Genomic DNA, 25,842 nt, shown 5'->3' with positions numbered 1-25,842 from the left:
TCTTTGGTGTGACAGAGAGCTGTGTTTCAACACAAATCCCTGTGGGAGCGAGCCTGCTCGCGAAAGCTTCTAAAGAACGACAGTTCTGTTGGCGTTCAAAAACACCCTTCTTTCGATGTGATAACCAACGGCCCGGGCCAGGGTCAGGCCCTCGATATCGCGCCCCTTGGCAATCAGATCCTCGGGGTAATGACTGTGATCCACCGCCTCGACGCCCTGGGCAATGATCGGCCCTTCATCGAGGTCGTTGTTGATGTAATGCGCTGTCGCGCCGACCAGCTTCACGCCCTTGTTGTAGGCCTGGTGATACGGCTTGGCACCCTTGAACCCCGGCAGCAGCGAGTGATGGATGTTGATCGCCTTGCCATCGAGCTTGCGGCACAGCTCCGGCGACAGCACCTGCATGTAGCGGGCGAGGATCACCAGTTCGGCGCCGGACTCTTCGATCACCTGCCACACCTGACGCTCCTGCGCCGGCTTGTCGTTGGGGTCGAGGGGGAAATGGTAGTAGGGAATCTGGTGCCAGTCGGCCAAAGGCTTGAGATCCGGATGGTTGGACACCACCGCCGCGACGTCCATCGACAACTGGCCGATGCGCTGGCGGTAGAGCAAGTCGTTGAGGCAGTGATCGGCCTTGGAAACCATGATCACCACTTTCGGCCGGTAGTTCGGCGCGGTCAGTTCGAAGACCATGCCGAACGCCTGACCGCGCTCGGCAAGGCCGGCGCGGAAGGATTGTTCGTCGAAACCGTCAGGCTGACGGAATTCCACGCGAATGAAGAAACGGCCCGAGAGCCGGTCATCGAACGAATGGTGCTCGGTGACGTAGCAACCCTGCTCGAACAGAAAACGCGTCACCGCGTCCACCGTGCCGAGCACGCTGGGGCAGTCGGCGGTCAGAATCCATGTGTCTGGGGCGCGGCTCATGGTGCGGTGACTCCTGTTTCAACATCTGTGAGCAGAGTGAACTCTGTGGCGAGGGAGCTTGCTCCCGCTGGGTTGCGAAGCAACCCCAAGATCAGCAACCGCGTTCTTTCAGAAAGAATGCGCTCGCAGGTTTTTGCGACTGCTTCGCAGCCGAGCGGGAGCAAGCTCCCTCGCCACAAGAAGCAATCGCGGCAACCACTTAGTGTTACGCCTGAACGCTCAGCCCGTACTCGGCCGAAGCATCCTGCAGCCACAACCACCAGTAGTCCGAGAAGCTGCGGCGGATCAGCAGTTCCCAGGTGTCTTCGGCGGTGTGGCGGATCATCAGCTGCGACTTGGCGAACACCGTGCCCACCGCTTTGCCGACCGGGAAGTTGTTCGGGTGCACGTCATAGCTGGTGGATTTCATCAGCACCTGACGCACGTTCGGCCCGCTCAGTTCGAGCACTTGCTGGCCGCCGCTGACGTTGACGATCGCGATATGCTGGTCGCCCAGCGCTTCGCGCAGTTTCTGCTCGGCGGCGAACTCTTCGCCGCTTGGCACGATCAGCAGCCACTCGTCCGGGCCCATCCATTGCAGGCTGGTGTCGCCTTTGACGATCACGCTCAGGGCTCCCGGCAACTCGATGCCGAGGGCCTTGTGCACACCGGCGGCGAAGGCTGCATCGTGGCCATCGCCACGAATGGTCAGGTGACCGAGGAGTTTCTTTTCACGAACGATGACGCCGGCGTTCTTGCGACCCTTGCCGACCAGGCTGGCGAGGTCGGCATGGTGCAGCGACGACTCGGCACGGGCCCCGGTGGTCGGGCGTTGTTGGTACACGTTGGCTGTGGTCATAAAGCACCTATCTCAATTCTGTTGGTCCGGTCCTTGTGGTGGCTGTACTGCCGCCTTCGCGAGCAAGCCCGCTCCCACAGGGGACTGATGCCTGACACAAATTCCATTAACGACCCGGAACCTGTGGGAGCGGGCTTGCTCGCGAATCGATCAGACGACTCGCACCCACTGACACCCCACCGTCCCCCGAGCAATCAGATGTTCTGCCGATCACCCTTCGGATCGAAGAACACCGAAGACACAATCTCCGCCTCGATCACGCTGCCATCGGCCAGCGGCGCAAACACCCGCTCGCCCATACGCTTGAGACCGCCTTTGACCACGCCCATGGCAAACGAATAACCGAGGGAGTTGTGCGCGTAGCTGGAAGTCACGTGGCCGACCATGGTCATCGGGATCGCCTGCTTGGTGTTGAACACCAGTTGCGCACCTTCCGGCAGCCAGACGTTCGGGTCGATCGGCTTCAGGCCCACCAGTTGTTTACGCTGATCCTTCACGCAGTCTTCACGGTTCATGCCGCGCTGGCCGATCCACGAGAACGGTTTGGTACGACCGACGCACCAGCCCATGTTCAGGTCGTCCGGGGTCATCGAGCCGTCGGTGTCCTGGCCGACGATGATGAAACCTTTCTCGGCGCGCAGGACGTGCATGGTTTCAGTGCCGTACGGCGTCAGGTTGTACTGCTTGCCGGCCTCGACGATTTTCTCCAGCACGCCCATCGCGTAGTCGGCCTGCACGTTGACTTCGTACGACAGCTCACCGGTGAACGAGATGCGGAACACCCGCGCCGGCACGCCGCCGACCAGGCCTTCTTTCCAGGTCATGAACGGGAACGCTTCGTTGCTCAGATCGATGTCGGTCACGGCGCTGAGCAGCTTGCGGCTGTTCGGCCCGGACAGGGTCATGGTCGCCCAGTGGTCGGTGACGGAAGTGAAGTACACCTTCATCTCCGGCCATTCGGTCTGGTGGTACAGCTCCAGCCATTGCAGGACGCGCGCGGCGCCGCCGGTGGTGGTGGTCATGACGAAATGGTTGTCGGCCAGGCAGGCCGTTACCCCGTCGTCGAAGACCATGCCGTCTTCTTTGCACATCAGGCCGTAACGCGCCTTGCCCACGTCGAGCTTGGTCCAGGCGTTGGTGTAGACGCGGTTGAGAAACTCGCGGGCATCCGGGCCTTGAATGTCGATCTTGCCGAGGGTCGAGGCGTCGAGCAGGCCGACGCTGTCGCGTACGGCTTTGCATTCACGCTTCACCGCGGCGTGCATGTCTTCACCGTTTTTCGGGAAGTACCATGGACGTTTCCACTGGCCGACGTCTTCAAACTCGGCGCCGTTCTTCACATGCCAGGCATGCAGCGCGGTGTAGCGCACCGGTTCGAAAATGTGCCCACAGTGACGACCGGCCACGGCGCCGAACGTTACCGGCGTGTAGTTGGGACGGAACATCGTGGTGCCCATCTGCGGGATGGTCACGTTCAGCGAACGCGCGGCGATGGCCAGACCGTTGACGTTGCCGAGCTTGCCCTGATCGGTGCCGAAACCCAGCGCGGTGTAGCGTTTGACGTGCTCGACCGACTCGAAACCTTCGCGGGTCGCCAGTTCGATGGCGGCGGCGGTGACGTCGTTCTGCAGGTCGACGAATTGCTTCGGTGCCCGCGCAGTGCCCTTCTCATGCGGCACCTGGAACAGCGCCAAAGTCGCTTCTTCGAGACGGCTCAGGGCCTTGGGCAGCGTGCCTTCGACCACCCCGAATCCGGCTTCACTGGCAGCGCGAGCGCCCCCTTCGAAACCATCGGCCAGCGAATCACCGAGGCCGTAAACGCCGTTGATGCCGCCGACGCACACACGCTTCTGCGGTGCTTCGCCCGGTACGAAACCGAGGATGTCTTCACGCCAGATCGGCTTGCCGCCGAGGTGCGAAGCCAGGTGAACCACCGGGCTGTAACCGCCGGAACTGGCGATCACGTCGCAGTCGAGCCATTCGCCCGGGCTGGTCACGCTGTGCGCTTTGACGTCGATCGCAGCGACGCGGGCAGCGGTGACGCGCTTGCTGCCACGGGCCTCGATCACGGCGCTGCCGGTGAGGATGCGAATGCCTTTGGCGCGGGCTTCTTCCACCAGCGCACCCCGCGGATTGCTCCGCGCATCGGCGATGGCCACCACTTGCAGGCTGGCGTCGAGCCAGTCCAGCGCCACGCGGTAGGCGTGATCGTTGTTGGTGCTCAGCACCAGCTTCTTGCCCGGTGCCACGCCGTAACGGCGTACGTAAGTCGAGACCGCACCGGCAAGCATGTTGCCCGGCACGTCGTTGTTGCCGTAGACCAGCGGACGCTCGTGGGCGCCGGTCGCCAGCACCACACGCTTGGCGCGGACGCGGTGGATGCGCTGACGAACCTGACCGATTGGCGCACGATCACCGAGGTGATCGGTGAGGCGTTCGTGAATGGTCAGGAAGTTGTGGTCGTGGTAACCGTTGACCGTGGCGCGCGGCAACAGCAGCACGTCCGGGGTGTCCTTGAGTTCAGCGATGACGCTGGCCACCCACTCCATCGCCGGTTTGCCGTCGAGGCTTTCGCGGGAATCAAGCAGGCTGCCGCCGAACTCTTCCTGCTCATCAGCGAGGATTACCCGCGCACCGCTGCGCGCAGCCGCCAGGGCAGCGGCGAGACCGGCAGGGCCGGCGCCGACGATCAGCACGTCGCAGTGCTGGTTCATGTAGTCGTAGGTGTCCGGATCGACTTCGGTCGGCGAACGGCCCAAACCGGCAGCCTTGCGAATGTACTTCTCGTAGGTCATCCAGAACGATTGCGGGTACATGAAGGTTTTGTAGTAGAAACCCGGCGGCATCAGCTTGCCGCCGACCTTGCCGAGAATCCCCATCATGTCGTTGTTGACGCTCGGCCAGCCGTTGGTGCTGGTGGCGACCAGGCCTTGGTACAGCGCCTGTTGCGTGGCGCGCACGTTGGGAATCTGCGTGGCTTCGGTGGCACCGATCTGCAGCACGGCGTTCGGCTCTTCGGCACCGGCGGCGAAGATCCCGCGTGGACGCGAATACTTGAAGCTGCGACCGATGATGTCGACGCCGTTGGCGATCAGTGCCGAGGCCAACGAGTCGCCCTCGAAGCCTTTGTAGCTCTGACCGTTGAAGGTAAAGCTCAGCACTTTGTTGCGGTCGATCCGTCCACCGTTGGACAGGCGATTGGTCTGGCTCATACCTTCTCTCCCAGCGCCGTCGTGGCTGTTTTCGCCGTATCAGCCTTGTCGGTGAATTGCGGCTTGGTGCCGATCTTGTAGGTTTCGAGAATCTCGTAGGTCACGGTGTCGCGGGTGACGTTGAAGTACTGGCGGCAACCGGCGACGTGATCCCACAGCTCGTGGTGCAGACCGCGCGGGTTGTCGCGGAAGAACATGTAGTCGCCCCACTCTTCATCGGTGCAGGCGTTCGGATCCAGCGGACGCGGGATGTGCGCCTGACCGGATGCATGGAATTCCTCTTCGGAGCGCAGTTCGCCGCAGTGAGGACAGAAGATATGCAACATGGGGATTTCTCCTGTTAGTGGGCGACGGCAGCAGCGCCGTGTTCGTCGATGAGTGCGCCGTTGTGGAAACGGTCGATGGAAAACGGTGCAGCCAACGGGTGCATTTCACCCTTGGCGAGGCTGGCGGCAAACACGTTGCCCGAGCCGGGAGTTGCCTTGAAGCCACCGGTGCCCCAACCGCAGTTGAAGAACATGTTCGGCACCGGGGTTTTCGAAATGATCGGGCAAGCGTCCGGGGTGGTGTCGACGATGCCGCCCCACTGGCGGTTCATGCGCACCCGCGACAGCACCGGGAACATCTCGACGATGGCCTGGATGGTGTGTTCGATCACCGGGTACGAACCGCGCTGGCCGTAGCCGTTGTAGCCGTCGATACCGGCGCCGATCACCAGGTCGCCCTTGTCCGACTGGCTGATGTAACCGTGCACGGCGTTGGACATGATCACGCTGTCGATAATCGGTTTGATCGGCTCGGACACCAGCGCTTGCAGCGGGTGGGATTCGATCGGCAGACGGAAACCGGCGAGCTTGGCCATGTGCCCGGAGTTACCGGCGGTGACCACGCCGACGCGCTTGGCGCCGATGAAACCCTTGTTGGTTTCAACGCCGATGCACACGCCGTTTTCCTTGCGGAAACCGATGACTTCGGTCTGCTGGATCAAGTCCACGCCCAAGGCGTCGGCGGCACGGGCAAAGCCCCAGGCCACGGCATCGTGACGGGCGACGCCGCCGCGACGCTGAACAGTCGCGCCCATTACCGGGTAACGGGTGTTTTTCGAGCAGTCGAGGTACGGAATCTCGTCGGCCACTTGCTTGGCATTGAGCAGTTCGCCGTCGACGCCGTTGAGGCGGTTGGCGCTGACCCGACGCTCGGAATCACGGATGTCCTGCAGGGTGTGGCACAGGTTGTAGACGCCACGCTGGGAGAACATCACGTTGTAGTTCAGGTCCTGCGACAGGCCTTCCCACAGTTTCATCGCATGTTCGTACAGGTGCGCCGACTCGTCCCACAGGTAGTTGGAGCGCACGATGGTGGTGTTGCGCGCGGTGTTACCGCCGCCCAGCCAGCCTTTCTCGACCACGGCCACGTTGGTGATGCCGTGCTCTTTCGCCAGATAGTAGGCGGTCGCCAGACCGTGCCCGCCGCCGCCAACGATGACCACGTCGTAGACCTTCTTCGGCGTCGGCGTGCGCCACATGCGCTGCCAGTTTTCGTGGTGGCTGAGGGAGTGTTTGAAGAGGCCGAAGCCCGAATAGCGTTGCATAGTCATTTACTCCAAACCGCTCAGCGATAAACCGGGTAGTCGGCGCACAGTGCCGCGACGTTCTTGGCCACATTCGCTTCAACGTCGGCGTCACCGAGGTTGTCGAGGATGTCGCAGATCCAGCCGGCCAGCACTTCGCACTGGGCGACCTTGAAGCCGCGGGTGGTGACGGCCGGGGTGCCGATGCGCAGGCCCGAGGTCACGAACGGCGATTGCGGATCGTTCGGCACGGCGTTCTTGTTGACGGTGATGTGCGCACGGCCAAGGGCGGCGTCAGCATCCTTGCCGGTCAGGCCCTGACGGATCAGGCTGACCAGGAACAGGTGGTTGTCGGTGCCGCCCGACACTACATCGTAGCCACGTTTGATAAACACGCTGGCCATCGCCTTGGCGTTGTCGATCACTTGCTGCTGATAAGCCTTGAAGCCAGGCTCCAGCGCTTCCTTGAAGCACACCGCTTTACCGGCGATGACGTGCATCAGCGGGCCGCCCTGGGCACCGGGGAATACCGCGGCGTTGAGCTTCTTCTCGATCTCTTCGTTGGACTTGGCCAGGATCAGCCCGCCACGCGGACCGCGTAGGGTCTTGTGCGTGGTGGTGGTGACCACGTCAGCGTACGGCAGCGGATTCGGGTACAGGCCAGCAGCGACCAGGCCGGCGACGTGGGCCATGTCGACGAACAGCAGCGCACCGACCTTGTCGGCGATCTGCCGGAAACGCGGGAAGTCCAGGGTCTTGGAGTAGGCGGAGAACCCGGCAACGATCATCTTCGGCTTGCACTCGACGGCCAGACGCTCGACTTCGTCGTAATCGATCAGCCCGGTATCGGTGTTGATCCCGTACTGCACCGCGTTGTACAGCTTGCCCGAGGACGACACTTTCGCGCCGTGGGTCAGGTGGCCGCCGTGGGCCAGGCTCATGCCCAGAATGGTGTCGCCCGGCTGGATCAGCGCCAGGTACACCGCGCTGTTGGCCGAGGAACCGGAGTGCGGCTGGACGTTGGCGTAATCGGCGCCGAACAGCTGCTTGGCGCGCTCGATGGCCAGCGCTTCGACTTTATCCACATGCTCGCAGCCACCGTAGTAGCGCTTGCCCGGATAGCCTTCGGCGTACTTGTTGGTCAGGCCGCTGCCTTGCGCTTCCATCACGCGTTTGCTGGTGTAGTTTTCCGACGCGATCAGCTCGATGTGATCTTCCTGACGCTGCTCCTCGGCATTCATCGCCGTCAGCAGTGCATCGTCATAACCCTGGATCTGGTCTTGCTTGCTGAACATCGCGTCTCTCCCAGCGGCGGCAGTGCGCCATTTTGTCTTGGTCAGGCACGCGGCTTGCGACGGTGCCCTTTGATGCGATGGTATGGCCGGCGCAGACAGCCCAGATGCCTACGGACGCCACACAAAGGTGCGTTTACGACATGGCGGGAAATGACCGATTGAATCCACGCAGATCCCTTGTGGGAGCGGGCTTGCTCGCGAAAGCGGTGTGTCAGTCGACATCTATGCCGTCTGATACAACGCTTTCGCGAGCAAGCCCGCTCCCACCGGGGTTATGTGCAGGCCGTGCGAATGGCGAGCAGCAAGAGGAAATGCAGGGGATAGAGCGCGTACGCCCAACGGCGCATGGGCAGCGGATGGATAGATCTGAAGTGTCGCAACAAGAACAGCCCGAGCATTGGCGCAATCAGGCATGCCGCGATGCCGAACACCGCCACGTAGTTGCCAAACTCCGCCGCCTCATACAGCACCTGCCACTGATTCCCCGCCAGACACACCAGCCCCGGCAGCAGGCCGAAGTACCAGGGGCGACGGATCACCCACAGCAGCGCCAGCGGCAGCAACACGCCAAACACGCCGAACATCAGCCACTGCGAAAACAGCGCCGCCAGCAGCAAGGCACCGACGCCCAACAGGCGCGATAGTAAGGTTCGACCCTGCCACCCTCGCGCCACCAGCAAACCGAGCGCCAGCGTGGGCATCACGTTCAAGGTGTCGGGATCAGGAATGTACAAGCGGTAGGGAATCTCGCTGATCAGGCTGAACAGCAGCAACCAGCCCAGATAGCGCCACTCGGTCTTCTGCGCACCGGCCCGGGCAAGGTTCGCCGCCATCGCCAGACAGAACCACGGGAACGCCAGACGCCCCGGCACATACAGCCAATCGGCGCTGATCCCGACATATCGCAGGTGATCGAGCAGCATGCTCAGCAGCGCCAGCCACTTGAGCAAATCCAGCGCGCCGTCGCGTTTAGTCACGTGCATAATCGGGCAACAAACTGGTAATTTTCTGACAGCGACATCCCGTGTGCTCCCCGGAAGATCTTCGGTAAAGTGCGCACCATCATTGACCACGAGCCTTCACAAGAGTCTCGACCACGGAAGCCGGCCATGACCGACAAGAGCCAACAATTCGCCAGCGACAACTACTCCGGTATCTGCCCTGAAGCCTGGGCTGCCATGGAACAGGCCAACCACGGCCACCAGCGCGCTTATGGCGACGATGAATGGACCGCACGCGCTTCGGACTATTTCCGCAAATTGTTCGAAACCGACTGCGAAGTGTTTTTCGCCTTCAACGGCACCGCCGCCAACTCGCTGGCGCTGTCGTCGCTGTGCCAGAGTTACCACAGCGTGATCTGCTCGGAAACCGCCCACGTCGAAACCGACGAATGCGGCGCACCGGAATTCTTCTCCAACGGCTCGAAACTGCTGATCGCCGGCACCGAAAACGGCAAGATCACCCCGCAGTCGATTCGCGAAGTCGCGCTCAAGCGGCAGGACATCCACTACCCGAAACCGCGCGTCGTGACCCTGACTCAGGCCACTGAAGTCGGCAGCGTCTACACCCCGGAAGAAGTCCGCGCCATCAGCGCCACCTGCAAGGAACTGGGCCTGCACCTGCACATGGACGGCGCGCGTTTCTCCAACGCCTGCGCCTTCCTCGGCTGCTCGCCGGCCGATCTGACCTGGAAGGCCGGTGTCGACGTGCTGTGCTTCGGCGGCACGAAAAACGGCATGGCCGTGGGTGAAGCGATTCTGTTCTTCAACCACAAACTGGCCGAAGACTTCGACTACCGCTGCAAACAGGCCGGGCAACTGGCGTCGAAAATGCGCTTCCTCTCGGCACCGTGGGTCGGCATCCTCGAAAACGACGCCTGGCTCAAATACGCCCGCCACGCCAACCACTGCGCACAACTGCTGGCCGAACTGGTCAGCGACATTCCGGGCGTGGAACTGATGTTCCCGGTGCAGGCCAACGGCGTATTCCTGCAACTCTCGGAACCGGCCATCGCCGCGCTGACCGCGAAAAACTGGCGTTTCTACACCTTCATCGGCAAGGGCGGCGCACGCTTCATGTGCTCGTGGGACACCGAAGAAGAACGCGTACGCGAACTGGCTCGTGACATCCGCGAAGTGATGTCGGCCTGATTCCTTGGCAAATGAACTCCTGTAACGAGTTGATCCCCTGTGGCGAGGGGATTTATCCCCGATCGGCTGCGCAGCAGTCGTAAATCCTGAAAACGCGGTCTTGCTGGTAGATCGCGTTCATAGGTTTTGGGGCTGCTGCGCAACCCATCGGGGATAAATCCCCTCACCACAAGTCATCTTCGCCGCCCCTATCGCGCCAGCTGCTTGGTCTACATTGTCTGTCGAGCCCCCCGCTCACATAACAACAAGCAGGAGCATCGGCATGTCGCTACAAGGCAAAACCCTGTTCATCACCGGCGCCAGCCGTGGCATCGGCCGTGAGATTGCGCTGCGGGCCGCGAAGGACGGGGCTAATATCGTGATTGCGGCCAAGAGCGCCGAAGCTCATCCGAAACTGCCCGGCACCATCCACAGCGTCGCCGCAGAAGTCGAAGCGGCGGGCGGCAAGGCATTGGCGCTGCAAGTCGATGTGCGTGATGAAGACGCGGTGCGCAGTGCGCTGGCCCAGGCCAACGAGCATTTCGGCGGCATCGATGCGCTGATCAATAACGCCGGGGCGATCAAGCTCACCGGTGTGCAACACATCGAACTCAAACGCTTCGACCTGATGCACCAGATCAACACCCGCGCGGTGCTGCTGTGCAGCCAGGCCGCCCTGCCCTATCTGAAAAAATCCGCCGGACACATCCTCAACCTGTCGCCGCCGCTGAATCTGGCAAGCAAATGGTTCGCCCAGTACAGCCCCTACACCGTGACCAAATACGGCATGAGCATGCTGACGGTGGGCATGAGCGAGGAATTCGCCAATTACGGGATCAGCGTCAATTCGCTGTGGCCGCAGACCATGATTGCCACGGCGGCGATCGAGTTTCAGCTGGGCAACAGAGAGTCGTTCAAGCATGCGCGCACGCCAGCGATCATGGCGGATGCGGCGCATGTGATCCTGAGCAGCAGCGGGCGGCAGATCAGCGGTCGGCTGTTGATTGATGAGGAGATTTTGCGAGAAAACGGCGTGACCGAATTCGATCAATACCGATTCGAGCCGGACAGCGACGCAACCCTGATGCCCGACCTGTTCATCGATTGAAAACACATCCCCCTGTGGGAGCGGGCTTGCTCGCGAAAGCGGTGTGTCATTCAACACGTTTGCCGACTGATCCGACGCTTTCGCGAGCAAGCCCGCTCCCACAGGGGATTTGCATCGATCCTTAGAACTCGATGCGCACGTCGCCCTTCGGCACGCTGCAGCACGACAGGATGAAACCTTCCGCCTCGTCGTCCTCGGTTATCCCGCCGTTGTGCTCCATCTCCACTTCGCCACCGAGCTTGAGCACCTTGCACGTGCCGCAGATCCCCATGCCGCAGGCTTTCGGGATCATCAGGCCAAGCTTGGCCGCGGCTGCGTGCACGGTTTCGCCCGGGCCCACGCGAATGCTTTTGCCGGAGGCGGTGAACTCGACCTGATGCAGATCCGCCGCATCAATTTCCGGTGCCTCGGCCGCCTGTTCGGCTTGTTCCACCGCGTCGGCACGGGCCTCGGGTGGCGTGGCGCCGAAGGATTCCTCGTGATACCGCGACATGTCGTAACCGGCGGCTTCCAGCAAGCGCTTGACCGCGGTCATGTACGGCGTCGGGCCGCAGCAGAACACTTCGCGTTCGAGGAAGTCCGGCACCATCAGTTCGAGCATCTTGTGATTGAGGTAGCCGCGATAGCCGGCCCATGGCTCGCCCAGCCCGTGTTTTTCGCAGATCAGGTGCAGGCTGAAGTTGTCGATCCGCGACGCCATGTGCTCCAGTTCGCGGTGGTAAATGATGTCTTTCGGCGAGCGCGCGCTGTGGATAAAGGTCATGTCGACGTTGGCGTTGGTATCGTAGAACCAGCGCGCCATCGACATGCAAGGGGTGATCCCCACGCCGCCGCTGAGATACAGCACTTTCGGACTCGGGAAGTCGATCGCGTTGAACAGCCCGACCGGCCCGTGCACCGCCAACTCCTGGCCTTCATGCAGGGTGTCGTGCAGCCAGTTGGAAACCTTGCCGCCCGGCACGCGCTTGATGGTTACCGAGAAGCTGTAAGGCACCGACGGCGAACTGGAAATGGTGTACGAACGCATGATCGGCTGGCCGTCGATTTCCAGCTCCAGGGTCACGAACTGCCCGGGCTTGAAGAAGAACAGGATCGGCTGGTCGGCCATGAAACAGAAGGTGCGCACGTCCCAGGTTTCCTGGATGACTTTGACGCAACGGACGATGTGTCGGCCATTGGCCCAGGTCTGGGTGGTGACCGGATTCAGGAAGCTGTTGGACATGCTGTTCTCCACGGCCGACTGTCGGCCTTCATGTGGCGATTCTGCGTATAGCGTGAACCGTCCGTTTACCTATCCGCGACATCGGCATGCTTATCGCGACCAGCCCCCAACCACCGGGGGTTGCGCGTCGGGAACAGATTGCACCATGTCGCCCATGGATAAGGTTCCGCCCAGCGCCGGCCCCACACTCGCCTCACATCAAACAGATTCTTTACACCTTGCGTAGCAACCCTGATCAGCCACTTTCGCGGCCACGCAGATGGCCTTGAGGAATACATCGATGGACGTCACCGCAAAAATCAGCCTGGGCGATCCGCTGGAACCCGCACGCAAGGCCACCGCACAGATGCTGCAAGAGCGCGAGCGCACCTTTTCCCTGCCGCAACCGTTCTACAGCGATGAGCGCCTGTTCGATATCGACATGCAGGAGATCTTCCAGAAAGAGTGGTTGATCGCTGGCATGACCTGCGAGATCCCGGCCAAGGGCAACTACCTGACCCTGCAGGTCGGCAAGAACCCGATCATCGTCATTCGTGGCGCTGAAGGTGTGGTGCATGCTTTCCATAACGTATGCCGTCACCGTGGCTCGCGCCTGTGCACCAGTGAAAAAGGCAAGGTCGCCAAACTGGTCTGCCACTACCACCAGTGGACCTATGAGCTGGACGGTCGTCTGCTGTTCGCCGGCACCGAGATGGGCGCCGACTTCGACATGAAGCAGTACGGCCTCAAACCGGTGAACGTGAAGACTGCCGGCGGCTACATCTTCATCAGCCTGGCGGAGAATCCGCCGGCCATTGATGACTTCCTGTCGACGCTGAACCACTACATGGAACCGTACGACATGGAGAACACCAAGGTGGCGATCACCACCACCTTGATGGAAAAGGCCAACTGGAAACTGGTACTGGAAAACAACCGCGAGTGCTACCACTGCAACGCGTCGCACCCGGAACTGCTGAAAACCCTGCTGGAGTGGGACGACGTCACCGACCCGCGCGCCGATCAGGCGTTCAAGGATCACGTCGCCGCCTCCGCCGCGGCGTGGGAAGCCGAGAAGATCCCTTACGCCCACGCCAGTTTCGGCCTGCGCAACCGTATCGTGCGCATGCCGCTGCTCAAAGGCACCGTGTCGATGACCCTGGACGGCAAACAGGGCTGCGCCAAACTGATGGGCCGGATCAAGAACCCCGACCTCGGCTCGATGCGCATCCTGCACCTGCCGCACTCGTGGAACCACTGCATGGGCGACCACATCATCGTGTTCACCGTGTGGCCGATCAGCGCCCAGGAAACCATGGTCACCACCAAATGGCTGGTGCACAAGGATGCGGTCGAAGGCGTGGATTACGACGTCGAACGCATGCGCCAGGTGTGGGACGCGACCAACGACCAGGACCGGCGTCTGGCTGAAGAGAACCAGCGCGGGATCAACTCCACCGCTTATCAGCCGGGGCCGTATTCCAAAACCTATGAGTTTGGTGTGGTCAACTTCGTGGACTGGTACAGCGAGCGGATGCTGAACAACCTTGGGGCCGAGCCTGCGCCGTACCTCAAAGGCGTCCCGGTTCAGGGCTAAGATCAAAGGCAAAAGCTTCGCGAGCAAGCCCGCTCCCACATTTGGAATGCATTCCACCTGTGGGAGCGAGCTTGCTCGCGAAGAGGCCGGCCCAGTCACCGCGTCACTTGGATGACCACCTCACCGAACCATCCTCGCCAATAAACTCCTCAAAAATATCCTCCCCCACCAGCCTGATTTTCGCGTAGCCATTCAACACCCGCAGCGGATACGCCGGATCGTTGGCATCCTGCGTCTCCGACCACAACACCCGCGAATGCCCGTCCAGCTCGCTGGCATTGCCATAGGGAATCGCCCCGTGCCCGGCGCAGCGCGCATGCAAACCGCCCTGTTGTGCGTAGACGATGCCGTTGTGCAGATGTCCCCAGTACCAATAATCCGGCTCGCGCCCCAGGGCATCGCACACCGGTTGATACAGCGCGGTCTTGTTGTGCCCGGAAATGTCGAAGCCCTGATGATGGCTGAGCACCATGATCTTTTTGCGTTTCGGCAGGCCCTTCATCCAGACGATCTGCGGCTCGTTCAGCGTGCCATCCATGTACAGGTTCATCGCATCCGAGGCGTAGGCCGAATCGAGGCCGACCACCAGCCAATCGTCATTGATCAAGGCGAAATAACTGGTGCCCTGCTGCCCCGGAAAGCGCTTGGCCAGTTCCTTGAAATAGCCGTGGGCGCCGCTGTACATCTCGTGGTTGGAGTTGAGGGTGAACGAGCCGTGGCTGCCCATCGGCCAACCGGCCATGTCGACGTCTTCCTGCGAATGGCTGCCGGCGTAGTAGACGTCGCCCAGATGGATGGTGAAATCGGCCTGCGCCAGTTGCATCTGGTTGGCGACTGAAACCGCCGGCGCATGACTGTCAAAGGGGCCGGTGCCCCAGTCGCCGGCAATCGCCAGGGTCACGTCGCGCTCCATCTGCACCACCGCCGGGTCAGTGCCGAAGGTCGCGTGATGACGCAGGTTTTCAATCCACTTGAGCAAAGCCTCGCTCCACAGCAGGTCGAGCAACTCCCACTTGCGACAGCCGAGCAGGCTGCCGTCCTTCAGCACACGGGTTTGCAGTTGATCGCTCGACTGCGGCAACGGCGTGGCATTGCCGATGCGCAGGATCGACAAACCGTGGGACAGCTCCCAGGGTACGCTCGGCTCGTCGCCCGGCAACTCGCCGTTTTTCAGCACGTACTGCGCCTGATCGTGACCACGCTGTAGCAACTTGATAATGGCCTCGAACTCCTTCGGTTCAAGTTCGCTGATGAGCTTCATCCAGGCCATTTCCATGCGCGTGAACAAGCCGTGAATGCGCACTTTGACCTTGTCGTATTCGTGTTTCAGATGACCGACCGCTGACATGGCGTATTCCTCTATCCGTAAGGGCTCACAGGGTTTTCATGAATTCGATCAACGCACGCTTGTCGTCGTCCGACAGCGTCGTGCCATACAGGTGACCGCTGTTGTGGTTGCCCTCCAGCCGCGTGTCGTATTTGAAGTCCGCCGAGGCCTTGGCCTGGGCGCCGCTGGTGACGAAACCGACGTTGACCGGGTCGTAGACGTCGGACCCGGTGATGAACACCACCGGACGTTTTTCCGGCGGTTGCAACAGATCCCACAGGGTCGGTACCGAACCGTTGTGCAGATACGGCGCGCGCAGCCAGATGCCGTCAGTCGGCGTGTTGCTGTAGCTCTGGGTCTTGCGATACGCGCCGAAGTCGAACGGCGGTTTCTTGAAGGTGTGGAACGCCGTCACCAGACCGGTGGTAAACGAGTCCAGCCGATGCGGATCGGTACCGAGCTGATCGATGTTGGTGGTGACCTGCCCGGTGTCGGCACGCCCGAAGTCATGGCAACCGGCGCAAGTGGCTTCCCAGATCGGTTTGCCCTGCGCGACTTTCGCTTGATCCAGCGCCCACGGCCACGCCGGCGGCTTGTGCCCGAGCAGCCAGTTGGTCACCCGGTTGAAGCTCGGCGGCAGCACCGATTCCGGGGTCGCGCCCACGGCCATAGCGGCGGCGTAGTTGCGTTCGTGGATCTTGTTGTTATTGCCGTCCCAGTGCAGGTACATCGATTCCCGCGGTTTCTGGTTCCACACTTGCGGCAGGTCGACGGTGCCGATGGTCGAGTCATCCGGGAAGCCGAACACCACCATTTTCGTCGGGTTGAAGGTGTCGGTGCGACCCGGCCCCTGAGCGGGCCGCAACTTCTGCCAGGCATAGGCCTGTTTCTGTTTGAGCAGCGCGCTCTTGGCCATCGGGATGATCAGGTAGCGGTTGTAGAGCTTCTCGAAAAAGCCCAGCTGGAACTTGCTGTTGATCGCCGCCATCACCGCGTCGGTGGTGAATTTCGGATCGCTGGCGCAATCGTAGGCGTACCACTGGAAGGCTTGCAGTTGCAGGGTGTTGGCCGGCGCGCTCGGCACATTGACCGCGACGTCGCTGGCATTGGCCCGGTAGGAGCCGGTGTGGCACAGCGCGCAGTTCGGCTCTACGGTCGGGTAACCGATTTGTCGCTTGGCCATGCCGATCGGCAGGTCCTTGCCGTTTTCATAGAGGAAGCCGAACACTTCCCAGCCGCCGGGTTTGGGCATTTTTTCCGGGCACATCTGCGGCAGCACGGCGAACAGGTAATACGGGATCCGCGCTTCGATGCCCAAGCCGATGGCGGCGTATTTGTAGTGGTCTTCGTCGGAGGCGTATTCCTGCTCCGGCACCACGCGCAGCATCTGGTACCAGGTTTCGTAACCGATGAAACTTAGTAGCGCCACCACGATCAAGGTGCCGACCTTGAAGGCGTGGCTCTGCCATTGCCGCGCCCAGGCCGCGCGCCACTCGCGCCAGCCATCGCAGAGCAATGCCCATGGCCGGTGCTCGGGCGTGGTGCCCAGGTACAGCAGAATGCCGAGGATCAGAAAGAAGCTCAGATCGCCCATCAGCATCGGCACGAACACCGAACCCTGACTGCTGGTATTGATCAGGTAAATCCAGAACACCACGGCGATCAGCCGCGTCAGTACGCACAACCAGGAATACACCACATAGCGCGGCGCGTTGAAGCCCGACGGCATGTAAAACACGCTGATGCCCACCAGCAGCATCCCGGCGTTTTCCAGCCACGGGTCGGAGAGTTGCGGCGGCAGGCCGACCACCGATGTCAGCAACCCTGGCGCAAACAGCGCTGGGATCGCGAACACCATGTTCATTGCAATGCCGATCCAGATGAAGCGTTGAAACCAGCGGATACAGGTATCCATGTCATCCATTTCCTTGTGCAGACCTTAGGAGAGTCCCTCTGTGTGATGAGCTTTTGTGGCGAGGGAGCTTGCTCCCGCTCGGCGGCGCAGCCGTCGTAAACCCGGCAGATGCGGTGTTTCAGGAAAACCGCACGCTCAGATTTTGGGGCCGCTTCGCAGCCCAGCGGGAGCAAGCTCCCTCGCCACAGGAAGACTTCCTCAACCGAGGGCCGTTTTCTCCAGGTGTTCAAGGATGATCGGATACACATCGACCACCGCGTTCTTGCCGAACATGCAATCGATGTGGCCATAGCCCGGCACCACATGCCGGCTGTAGCGCTCCGGTCCGTGCTTCTCGCAAAACCGCTGGTAAGTCTTGAGCGTGCTTTCCGGCAGATAACACTGGTTTTCCGCGCCGCTGATGAAACAGATCGGCATGGTCAGCCGGTCGAAGTGCGGCATGTACACATCGTTGCCCTTGAAATCCACCAGATGCCCTTTGCGCACGATCAGCGCCAGGTGCTCGAAGGTCTCGATGTTCGACTCGCCGAACAGTTCGTGCAGGTTGTCATGCAGCGTCTCGTTGAGGGTGTCGTGGCGGTACAGCGAGGCGTACATGAAGGTGATGCGGTGGCACACCGGATTGGTGCAATAACCCTGTGCTTCAATCCGCGCGTAGCCGTTGAGGGCCTTGTCGTAGAGCCGGTTGAACCAGTTCTCCTTGCTGTCGGCGTAAGCGGTCATCGACTTGATACCGATGGCGTCGAGCATCCCCGGCAGGTGCAGACCGGCTTTCAACCCGGTAGCCGTGGCGACCACGGTGTCAGCGGCAATCTGCGAGCAGACCACCGAACGCACGCCCTGCAGCCCCGCCAGCAACGACATGAAGAACGTGGTCGCGCCGTAGCAATGCACCACGCACTGCACGTCTTTGGCCTGGGTCTCCCGCTGAATCTGCGCGATGGCAGCCTTGAAGTCGTACTGGGCAATCTGATCGCCGTTCCATTCTTTCTTGCTCGCTGGCAGCAGAATGCTCACGCGGAAATCCAGCAGCCACACGTCATAGTCGTGCTTGCACAGGTATTCCAGCAGGTTGGTCTGGATGGTGTCGGTGGAAAAGATATTCGAACCGACGCCCAGGCCATGCACCAGCATCACCGGGCCTTTGCTGCCGGCCTGATAGCGGGTCAGGCGCAGCTCGACGCCGTCCTCGGTGGGGAAGAAATGCACCGCCGGGGTCGGCGCATCCAGCGGCCGTTTCAACCGTGGCGGCGCGTCGGGATTGAAGTAGACATCACCGGCAAACACTCCGCCGTAACTCTCCCAGAGGATTCCGGCGAAGAACTTGCCGAAGCGTGCCAGGCCCTCGATGCGCTCACGCTCGTTGCGCGCGTTGAGCACTTTCATGGTGGTCATCTGCTTGGCGAAATCGGTCGGATGAATATGCATCACCCCGGAGCCGATCACCTCGCCGCTCTTGTCCGGCCCGCGATACAGCGTCACATACAAGGTGCTGGTGTCGTGCCAGATGTTCAGCACGCCGTTGTCTTCCGGCACGGTTTTGAAAGCGCTGAAGAAATAGTCGTTGCCGTCCTCGGCGGTCAGTTTCATGTCGTATTTCATGTGGCGCGTGTCGACCTGTTGCTCGAATTGCTCGAACAGGTTGAACACGCCATTGCTGGCGGTCAGCGGTTGCGGCGACAGCGCCGGGGCGATCACCGTACCGACAATGGTCGCGGCGTGTTCCGGCTCCTTGATCATCCGATTGAGGTCGTTGGCGGTGATGGTCAGGGTGAAGTCGATCGGCGAATTGTCCGCCTCGCCGCGTTTGGCCGCCGCTTCATAGACTTTCAGATCGGTGCTCTGCGCGGCGGTGAAGGCCCGGGAAAAATAGCCCTTCATGGTTTCGGTGAACTGCACGCCGAGGGTCGGTGGTGCCACCTGTTTGCGCGGTGCCGACGGCAGCGTGTAGTCGATCTTCCAGCCACGGTCGGCGGCCAGCAGGCCCATGTTGCGTTCACTCACGGCGGAGATGGTCAGCAGCGGATTGACCGCCAGCGAGGTCGGGATCACCGCGCCATCGGTCACGTAGAGGCTGGCGTAGACATCAGTGCCGTTGGCGCCGCTGAACACCTGGCCCTTGTGATTGACCACGCCTTGCGCGGCGTCCTCGCCCATCACGCAACCGCCCAGCGGATGCACCGAGACGATGCTGTGCTTGAGCAGTTGGGTCCAGATCGGATTCTCCACCCAGACCCCGCCCAACGCCTTGGTGCTCTGGTACAGACGTTCGTTGCCGAGCTTGAAGTTTTCCTGCTCGCCGACACCCGGCCAGTCGATACGCAACTGGTCCTTGTTGTCGAGAAGCATCCGGCCCTGGCCGCTGTCGTGGCTCATGATCAGGTAGGTCTGCATGTTGTGCAGCGCGCCGTAATACGGGCCGCGCAGAAAGCTTTCGGCTTCGCGTTCCTTGTAGCCGAGCTTGCCGCTGAAACTGTCGTCAGTGGCCACACCGATCATCTCGGCAAACCCGGCCATCGCCGGCACCATCGGCCGGCCGAGGGCGCCGGGGATCGAACCTTCCTCGATGACCATGCGGCTGCGCCAGTCACCTTCGGTGCGCATGTCGATGACCGAGGTGATGCACGGGCCAACCGGCTGCAGCTCCTTGGCCGAGTGCGCGCCGAAACCGATGCCATTGATGGTCTGCTCGCAGTTATGGCCGAAGCCGAGGATGTCGCCGTTGCCGCTCATGTTCTCGCCGAGCTGACCGGACATCACCAGGCCCTTGTCCCGCGAGCGCAGAAGAATCTCGGTCGAACCAAGAGTGCCGGCGGAGACCACGACGATATCGGCCTTCACAAACAACGTTGGCGCGTCGAATTTCTCGCGACCGCTGTCGAGATACTGGAAGTGCACGATCCAGCCATCGCCATCGCGCTCCAGATAGCGCACCTCGGCCTGACAGAAAATCTCCGCGCCGTGGTTCCAGGCGTCCGGCAGATAGTTCATCAGCGTGGTGTTCTTGGCCTTGTTGTTACAGCCCGAGACACAGTCGCCGCACTGATTGCACGGCAGCTGTTCGACGCCGACGTGGTTGAGGTTGTTCGGCAGTTTGTCGAAGGTCACGTTGATCGGCGGCTTGTAGAAATGCGCGCCCTGCTTGAGGTAGTCCGCAGACTTTTTGTTGGCGTCGAGCTTGGGCAGGTTCGGCGCGTTGTTCGGGTACGGATTGGGCTTGAGCATTTCCCGGGCGCGGGCGTAACCGTCCTTGAGCAAGGTGTCGCGGTGTTCGCGCACAGCTTGAGGCCAGCGTGGGTCCTCGAACACGCCGGGCTCGGGTTCAAGCGCGACGTTGGCATTGATCAACGACGTACCGCCGAGGCCGCAACCGACCACCACGTTCTGCTGCGCATTCACATGCAGGTCGAACAGTCCGGTGCGCGAACCGATATGGCCGTCGGGGTCGTGCACCTGCAATTCTTCGGTCGCGGCAATCATCGTGTTGGGGTATTCGCCGGGCTGGATCTCCCGGCCCCGCTCCAGCAGGCACACCTGCTTACCCGCCCTGGACAGGCGTGACGCAGCAATGCCGCCGCCATAACCGGAGCCGATGACAATGACGTCGTAGTGTTCCTTGATCTCGCTGATGGGCGTTGCGATGCGTGTCATGAGACTGATCCTTTCTCAGGCTGATGGGGCAACTCTGCGGTTGCCTGCAATCAATGGGCGAACGAGCACCTGGCCTCCGGGGCAAACCCGGCGACAGCACAGCGGTTAAAGCAGGAGGTCGCTACAGACGAGCGCGTTGATTGGCCGCACGACGTAACGTGCGCTTGCGTGGCAAGGGGGGATGGCGGTGTGGGCGGCTATCCATCATGCGTTCTCCCAGAACCTGATGTGGATAAGTGACGGCTGTCCTTGTGCCATTGCAGTGAAGACAGCGCAGGAATCGAAGTCAAGGCAACGCCTTAGAACTGTATGAAATCTGATCAATTGCTGTTTGGACTATGCCTGGCGGGGCCTGCAGGGTTTGGCGAACAACTTATCCACATAGCCACCCACAGCAAATGGGGGTAACTGTGGATGAGTGGAAAAATAACTGACTGATTTGTGAAGAAAAATCGTGACTTATCCAGAAGGACGGATTGCGCGCCGGATTGGCTGTTTTTTAATCAACACCCTGCAAGCCACGTTTCACTTGGCCTGTAGAGGATGGCGAACACGTTATCCACAGAAGCGCCAACAGACTTCGGGGGTAACTTTGCGGATGCTGTGGAAAAGCACTGAGGGCTGTGTGAAATCGGGGTTTTCGCAGGGATTACCAGCCTGAATAGCCCAATTGATCACTTATTGACCAAATCTCTACGGGCCACGTTTTATATGGCTTGCAGCGGACAGCGAACATCTTGTCCACAGAAGCGCCAACAGAGATTGGGGGCAACTTGCAAAGTTATTCAGGAGAAAAAGCCCGGAAAAACCGTGACTTAGGCTGGTCGTTTTTTGAGCTAAGGCCTGGAGGGCTTGATTGGCGTGGGGTGCAGGGATGGGCAAACACGTTATCCACAGATCCGCCAACAGGGATTGTGGGTAAACACACTGAGATCTGCTGCCCCCTTAACCAATGTGGGAGCGGGCTTGCTCGCGAAAGCGGTGGGTCATTCAACTTTGATGCAGCTGAAACGACGCTTTCGCGAGCAAGCCCGCTCCCACAGGGGGTGTTCACTGTCTGGAGGATTGTGGCTAGCGGACGACGCCTTCTTCGATCAGAAGTTTGAGAATCGCGTCCGCCCCGGCCTGCGCGGTCACGCCTTTGAGCACCTGCCCACCGCCACCACTGGCCTTGGCCGTCGCGGCTTTCATCCGGTCAGCGCCGCTCTTGGCCTTGATCACCTTCAGGCGTTTCGGCCGTGGCTTGGCCGGTTGCAACGTGGCAACCGCCAGCAATTCATCATCCAGCACCTCCACGTCTTCGGCGTTCAACACGCCACGCTGCGCCGGGCCATACGCACTCTGCCGCGGCTTGGGTGCGGCGTTATCCACAGTCGCCAGAAACGGCAGGCGCACCTTCAAGCGCCGCCGCTGGCCACGGGGCAAGGCTTGCAGCACCAGCGCCGAACCGTCGGTGATCGACTCGACCTGCGCCAGCCCCACCACCAGCGGCCAGCCCAGCCCTTCGGCGAGCAGGAACGGCAACATGCCCGAGCCCTCACCGGTTTCCGCCTGACTGCCGGTCAGCACCACCTGAGCGCCAGCCTCGCGCAGATACGCGGTCAGCGCCGGCAAGGCGTCGGCGCCAGCGGGTTGCTCCAGCACATGCAGCTGTTCCAGGCCCATGCCCAGATAGGCGCGCAGCGCCGGTTCCGCGACATCCCCGGCATGCAGCACTTGCAGGTTATCCCCAGCCAGTTGCAGGCCCAGTTCCACGGCGCGGGCGTCCTGTTCGGCGCGGCGTGGCCGGCCCGACGTCGGGTGCGCACCGATGGAAACCAGACTGATGATCTTTGTGCTCATAACCCGTTCCTTAAGCCGCATCGCGCTTTGCTTCGTTGCGGTAAGCCGCTACCGCCGCGATCAACGCCTGAAGAATTTCTGCGCTTTCGCCAATCACCGAAAGATCGGCGCGTTTGATCATGTCGCAACCGGGGTCGAGATTGATCGCCACCACCTTGTCGCAGGCACCGATGCCTTGCAGGTGCTGGATCGCCCCGGAGATACCCACAGCCACGTAAACCCGTGCGGTGACCCAGGTGCCGGACGCACCGACCTGCCGATCACGCGCCATGAAGCCGTCGTCCACCGCGACCCGCGAGGCGCCTTCGGTGGCGCCGAGCGCCGCTGCGGTCTGGTGGAACAGCGCCCAGTCCTTGACCCCGTTGCCGCCGGAGAAAATGAATTCGGCCTCGGCCATCGGAATCGCCGCCGGGTCCACCGCCACCGCGCCAAGATCCTCGATCCGCGACAGGCTGCGCGCAATCGTTGTGGATAACTCCACTGGCAGGGCTTCGTGACGGGTTTCGCTGACCGGTTCTGCGCATTCGGCGGAAGCCAGAATCAAGCGTGCGACCGGCCGCGCCAAATCTTGCAGGCCCGCACCAGCACGGCCGATGCATTGCTCATCCTTGACCTGCCACACCCGCGTCGCCGGGCGTTCGCCCAGTGCCGCGGCAAAACGCCGACCGAGTTCACCGCCACAGCTGCGGCTGTCCGGCAGCAGCCAGTGACGCGGGTTGAACTGGTTATCCACAGCCCGCAGGCCCTGCACCCGTTGCTCCGGGGCATAACCGCTGAATTGGTCGCCCTCCAGTACCAGCAAGCGATCAACGCCGGCCGTGGCGAAGGTGTTCTCTTTGTGTTCGCCAAACACCACCGCCAACACCGCGCCGTCGCTGCCGGCCAGTTGATGAGCGAGGCCGAGCAAGTCGCGGTCGTGGCTGCTCAAGCGACCGCCGACCATGTCCGGCACCACGCTGATGTAGAACGCCGGGGCCGGTACCTGATGCAGCGGCAATTGCACTTCAACCGTGGCCGAGCGTTTGACCGCCCCGCCCTGTTGCGCGCCGCTGCGGTCGATCCGCTTGATGCCGTTGGGGCCGATGAAACCGATGCCGTGCAGGTTCTTGCGGATGACGCCGTTAGGCCCCATCCAGCTGTGTTGCGCCGGTTGCATCGCCGCGTGCAACGGGTGCAGGCGGTTACGCGCAATCCATTCGGCGCGTGGGTCGCGGCGGATAATGTCGCTCATCAGTGGGCCTCCGCAGGTTCACGTTTGGCCGGTGCAGTCGGCTTGCCTGGCGCGGCGTCTTCAAGCAGCGCGTCGGCCACCAGTTCGGCGATGTCCTTGATCAGCGGACGCGGTTCGACCACGCCTTCCAGCATCGCCGTGCACTGTGGACAACCCACGGCCACCAGCTCGGCGCCGGTCTCGCGAATGTCGTCCATGCGCATGTCGGGAATCCGCTGCTTGCCCGGAATATCAGTGATCGGCGCGCCGCCACCACCGCCGCAGCAGCGCGAGCGGAAGCCGGAGCGTTGCATCTCTTTGACCTCGATGCCGAGGGCACGCAGCACTTCGCGCGGTGCCTCGTACTCGCCGTTGTAGCGACCGAGGTAGCACGGATCGTGGTAGGTCACGCTGTTGCCTTTGTGCTGACCGAGGTTCAGCGCACCGGCCTGAATGATTTCCGCCATGTAGGTGCTGTGGTGCTGGACGAGGTAGTTGCCGTCGAAGGCGCCGTACTCGTTTTTCAGCACATGGAAGCTGTGTGGATCGCAGGTGACGATGCGGTTGAAGCTGTATTTGGCCAGGGTCTGGATATTGCGTTTGGCGAGCAACTGAAAGGTCGCTTCGTCACCCAGACGACGGGCCACGTCGCCGCTGTCGCGCTCTTCCAGGCCGAGTACGGCGAAGTCGATTTTCGCGGCTTTCAGCACTTTGACGAACGCGCGCAAGGTGCGCTGGTTACGCATGTCGAAGGCACCGTCGCCGACCCAGAACAGCACGTCGGTGGATTTCTTTTCGCTGAGCAGATTGAGATTCAGATCCGCCGCCCAGTTCATCCGCCCGCCCGGGGCGAAACCGCCGGGGTTGTCGGTGGCGATCAGGTTCTCGAGAACTTCGGCGCCCTTGTTCGGGGTCGCGCCTTTTTCCAGCGTCAGGTGGCGGCGCATGTCGACGATGGCATCGACGTGCTCAATCATCATCGGGCACTCCTCGACGCAGGCGCGGCAGGTGGTGCACGACCACAAGGTCTCGGCATCGACCAGACCGTTGACAATCGGTTGATGCGGATTGCCGCTGTGTTCGCCAATTGGCTTGCCCGGATACGGGCTGCCGGCAAAGTTGGCATCGGTGCCGCCAGCGAGGCCGACGACCATGTCCTGAATCAGCTTTTTCGGGTTCAGCGGCTGGCCGGCAGCGAAGGCCGGGCACGCCGCTTCGCACTTGCCGCACTGCACGCAGGCGTCAAAACCGAGCAACTGGTTCCAGGTGAAATCCTTGGGTTTTTCCACGCCCAGCGGTGCGGATGGATCGTTGAGGTCCAGCGGCTTCAAACCGGTGGAACGACCGCCGCCAAAGCGTTCGGCGCGACGGTGCCAGGCCAGGTGCAAGGCGCCGGCGAACGCGTGCTTCATCGGCCCGCCCCAGGTCATGCCGAAGAACAATTCCGACACGCCCCACAAAACCCCGAGCCCGAGAATCGCCGCGATCAGCCAGCCGCCGAAGTTCTCCGGGAGGATGCCGGCCACCGGCAGGGTCACCAGGAAGAACGACGCGGAGAACGCCAGCAGGCTTTTCGGCAGGCGCATCCACGGGCCTTTCGACAGGCGTGCCGGCGGATTGAGCCGGCGCCGGTAGACGAAGATCGCCCCGACGAACATCACCGCCGTCATCAACAGCAACGCGTAACCGAGGATGCGGTTATGCAGGCCGAAACCGTGCACCAGAATCGCCAGCACGATCGACGCCACCGCGCCGCCCGCCGTGGCGACGTGGGTGTTGGCGATGTATTTGTCTCGCGCCACCACGTGGTGCAAGTCGACCATGTAGCGCTTGGGCATGGCGAACAGGCCGCCGAGCAGATCGACCTTCGAGGCCCGGCCCCGACGCCACATGGCCACCCGCCGCAACGCGCCGAGGACACCAAGGCCCAGGGCGGCGAACAACAGGATTGGAAGAAGGGTGTTCAACATGGTGAAGCTCCCACCAGTACAGCCTGGAGAAACACGGTCTGCATTACTGT

General features: G+C 61.7%; 17 protein-coding genes. 3 read left to right on the top strand and 14 right to left on the bottom strand.

Annotation, left to right across the window (positions count from 1 at the left end; all coding sequences use genetic code 11):
- Nucleotides 1–69: 69 nt before the first annotated feature.
- From purU to LCH64_RS18495, 7 genes are all read right to left on the bottom strand, one after another.
- Nucleotides 70–927, bottom strand: a complete 858-nt coding sequence (gene purU, locus LCH64_RS18525; RefSeq protein ID WP_003228959.1) for a formyltetrahydrofolate deformylase — start codon at nt 925–927, stop codon at nt 70–72.
- Between the two features lie 205 nt (nt 928–1,132).
- The gene (soxG, locus tag LCH64_RS18520) at nt 1,133–1,765 is read right to left on the bottom strand and encodes a sarcosine oxidase subunit gamma family protein (protein ID WP_226500946.1); all 633 of its coding nucleotides are present in this window, start codon (nt 1,763–1,765) and stop codon (nt 1,133–1,135) included.
- A 194-nt stretch (nt 1,766–1,959) separates the two neighbouring features.
- Nucleotides 1,960–4,977 carry a sarcosine oxidase subunit alpha gene (locus LCH64_RS18515; protein WP_226500945.1) on the bottom strand — a complete coding sequence of 1,006 codons (3,018 nt, stop codon included), beginning with the start codon at nt 4,975–4,977 and terminating at the stop codon, nt 1,960–1,962.
- The gene (locus tag LCH64_RS18510) at nt 4,974–5,303 is read right to left on the bottom strand and encodes a sarcosine oxidase subunit delta (RefSeq protein ID WP_003228964.1); all 330 of its coding nucleotides are present in this window, start codon (nt 5,301–5,303) and stop codon (nt 4,974–4,976) included. Before LCH64_RS18510 ends, LCH64_RS18515 begins: the two co-directional genes overlap by 4 nt.
- Before the next feature lie 14 nt (nt 5,304–5,317).
- Nucleotides 5,318–6,568 carry a sarcosine oxidase subunit beta gene (locus tag LCH64_RS18505; protein WP_003206307.1) on the bottom strand — a complete coding sequence of 417 codons (1,251 nt, stop codon included), beginning with the start codon at nt 6,566–6,568 and terminating at the stop codon, nt 5,318–5,320.
- A gap of 20 nt (nt 6,569–6,588) precedes the next feature.
- Nucleotides 6,589–7,842 carry a serine hydroxymethyltransferase gene (gene glyA / locus LCH64_RS18500; RefSeq protein WP_226500944.1) on the bottom strand — a complete coding sequence of 418 codons (1,254 nt, stop codon included), beginning with the start codon at nt 7,840–7,842 and terminating at the stop codon, nt 6,589–6,591.
- 272 nt (nt 7,843–8,114) lie between these two features.
- Nucleotides 8,115–8,825, bottom strand: a complete 711-nt coding sequence (locus tag LCH64_RS18495) for a TraX family protein (protein WP_226500943.1) — start codon at nt 8,823–8,825, stop codon at nt 8,115–8,117.
- 126 nt (nt 8,826–8,951) lie between these two features.
- Here LCH64_RS18495 and LCH64_RS18490 point away from each other — a divergent pair, with 126 nt between their 5' ends.
- Nucleotides 8,952–9,992, top strand: coding sequence for a low specificity L-threonine aldolase (locus LCH64_RS18490; protein ID WP_003228968.1), 1,041 nt, complete (start codon nt 8,952–8,954; stop codon nt 9,990–9,992).
- Between the two features lie 262 nt (nt 9,993–10,254).
- Nucleotides 10,255–11,079, top strand: a complete 825-nt coding sequence (locus tag LCH64_RS18485; protein WP_226500942.1) for an NAD(P)-dependent oxidoreductase — start codon at nt 10,255–10,257, stop codon at nt 11,077–11,079.
- A gap of 121 nt (nt 11,080–11,200) precedes the next feature.
- On the opposite strand, the gene gbcB is transcribed toward LCH64_RS18485, so the two are convergent.
- Nucleotides 11,201–12,301, bottom strand: coding sequence for a glycine-betaine demethylase subunit GbcB (gbcB, locus tag LCH64_RS18480; protein WP_103484824.1), 1,101 nt, complete (start codon nt 12,299–12,301; stop codon nt 11,201–11,203).
- Between the two features lie 280 nt (nt 12,302–12,581).
- On the opposite strand from gbcB, the gene gbcA reads away from it, so the two are divergent.
- A complete protein-coding gene (gene gbcA / locus LCH64_RS18475) occupies nt 12,582–13,877 on the top strand; it encodes a glycine-betaine demethylase subunit GbcA (RefSeq protein WP_016772823.1) in 1,296 nt (431 codons plus the stop codon).
- Nucleotides 13,878–13,980: 103 nt separating this feature from the next.
- Here the strand turns inward: gbcA and LCH64_RS18470 are convergent, their stop codons facing one another.
- The 6 genes from LCH64_RS18470 to dgcB all read right to left on the bottom strand — a co-directional run bounded on the left by LCH64_RS18470 (nt 13,981) and on the right by dgcB (nt 25,792).
- The gene (locus LCH64_RS18470) at nt 13,981–15,225 is read right to left on the bottom strand and encodes a metallophosphoesterase (protein ID WP_226500941.1); all 1,245 of its coding nucleotides are present in this window, start codon (nt 15,223–15,225) and stop codon (nt 13,981–13,983) included.
- 25 nt (nt 15,226–15,250) lie between these two features.
- Nucleotides 15,251–17,119, bottom strand: coding sequence for a hypothetical protein (locus LCH64_RS18465; RefSeq protein ID WP_226500940.1), 1,869 nt, complete (start codon nt 17,117–17,119; stop codon nt 15,251–15,253).
- A gap of 198 nt (nt 17,120–17,317) precedes the next feature.
- Nucleotides 17,318–20,770, bottom strand: a complete 3,453-nt coding sequence (locus LCH64_RS18460) for a GMC oxidoreductase (RefSeq protein ID WP_226500939.1) — start codon at nt 20,768–20,770, stop codon at nt 17,318–17,320.
- 1,071 nt (nt 20,771–21,841) lie between these two features.
- Complete coding sequence (locus tag LCH64_RS18455) at nt 21,842–22,612, bottom strand: electron transfer flavoprotein subunit beta (protein ID WP_226500938.1); 771 nt, start codon at nt 22,610–22,612, stop codon at nt 21,842–21,844.
- Nucleotides 22,613–22,622: 10 nt separating this feature from the next.
- Nucleotides 22,623–23,843 (bottom strand): electron transfer flavoprotein subunit alpha/FixB family protein, encoded by a 1,221-nt coding sequence (locus tag LCH64_RS18450; RefSeq protein WP_226500937.1) that lies wholly within the window; start codon nt 23,841–23,843, stop codon nt 22,623–22,625.
- Complete coding sequence (gene dgcB, locus LCH64_RS18445; RefSeq protein WP_226500936.1) at nt 23,843–25,792, bottom strand: dimethylglycine demethylation protein DgcB; 1,950 nt, start codon at nt 25,790–25,792, stop codon at nt 23,843–23,845. The genes LCH64_RS18450 and dgcB overlap by 1 nt, the downstream gene beginning before the upstream one ends.
- Nucleotides 25,793–25,842: the final 50 nt, after the last annotated feature.

This window comes from Pseudomonas sp. MWU16-30322, from assembly GCF_020515535.1.
Classification (GTDB): domain Bacteria; phylum Pseudomonadota; class Gammaproteobacteria; order Pseudomonadales; family Pseudomonadaceae; genus Aquipseudomonas; species Aquipseudomonas fluorescens_H.
This window is presented reverse-complemented; position numbering and strand designations above follow the sequence as displayed.

Excerpts from the sequence above, each read along its gene's own strand:
- LCH64_RS18505 (WP_003206307.1), bottom strand. The coding sequence starts at position 6,568 with ATGCAACGCTATTCGGGCTTCGGCCTCTTCAAACACTCCCTCAGCCAC.
- LCH64_RS18455 (WP_226500938.1), bottom strand. The coding sequence starts at position 22,612 with ATGAGCACAAAGATCATCAGTCTGGTTTCCATCGGTGCGCACCCGACG.
- LCH64_RS18470 (WP_226500941.1), bottom strand. The coding sequence starts at position 15,225 with ATGTCAGCGGTCGGTCATCTGAAACACGAATACGACAAGGTCAAAGTG.
- purU (WP_003228959.1), bottom strand. The coding sequence starts at position 927 with ATGAGCCGCGCCCCAGACACATGGATTCTGACCGCCGACTGCCCCAGC.
- LCH64_RS18495 (WP_226500943.1), bottom strand. The coding sequence starts at position 8,825 with ATGCACGTGACTAAACGCGACGGCGCGCTGGATTTGCTCAAGTGGCTG.
- dgcB (WP_226500936.1), bottom strand. The coding sequence starts at position 25,792 with ATGTTGAACACCCTTCTTCCAATCCTGTTGTTCGCCGCCCTGGGCCTT.
- LCH64_RS18515 (WP_226500945.1), bottom strand. The coding sequence starts at position 4,977 with ATGAGCCAGACCAATCGCCTGTCCAACGGTGGACGGATCGACCGCAAC.
- gbcB (WP_103484824.1), bottom strand. The coding sequence starts at position 12,301 with ATGTCCAACAGCTTCCTGAATCCGGTCACCACCCAGACCTGGGCCAAT.
- LCH64_RS18450 (WP_226500937.1), bottom strand. The coding sequence starts at position 23,843 with ATGAGCGACATTATCCGCCGCGACCCACGCGCCGAATGGATTGCGCGT.
- gbcA (WP_016772823.1), top strand. The coding sequence starts at position 12,582 with ATGGACGTCACCGCAAAAATCAGCCTGGGCGATCCGCTGGAACCCGCA.
- LCH64_RS18460 (WP_226500939.1), bottom strand. The coding sequence starts at position 20,770 with ATGACACGCATCGCAACGCCCATCAGCGAGATCAAGGAACACTACGAC.
- LCH64_RS18490 (WP_003228968.1), top strand. The coding sequence starts at position 8,952 with ATGACCGACAAGAGCCAACAATTCGCCAGCGACAACTACTCCGGTATC.
- glyA (WP_226500944.1), bottom strand. The coding sequence starts at position 7,842 with ATGTTCAGCAAGCAAGACCAGATCCAGGGTTATGACGATGCACTGCTG.
- soxG (WP_226500946.1), bottom strand. The coding sequence starts at position 1,765 with ATGACCACAGCCAACGTGTACCAACAACGCCCGACCACCGGGGCCCGT.
- LCH64_RS18510 (WP_003228964.1), bottom strand. The coding sequence starts at position 5,303 with ATGTTGCATATCTTCTGTCCTCACTGCGGCGAACTGCGCTCCGAAGAG.
- LCH64_RS18485 (WP_226500942.1), top strand. The coding sequence starts at position 10,255 with ATGTCGCTACAAGGCAAAACCCTGTTCATCACCGGCGCCAGCCGTGGC.
- LCH64_RS18465 (WP_226500940.1), bottom strand. The coding sequence starts at position 17,119 with ATGGATACCTGTATCCGCTGGTTTCAACGCTTCATCTGGATCGGCATT.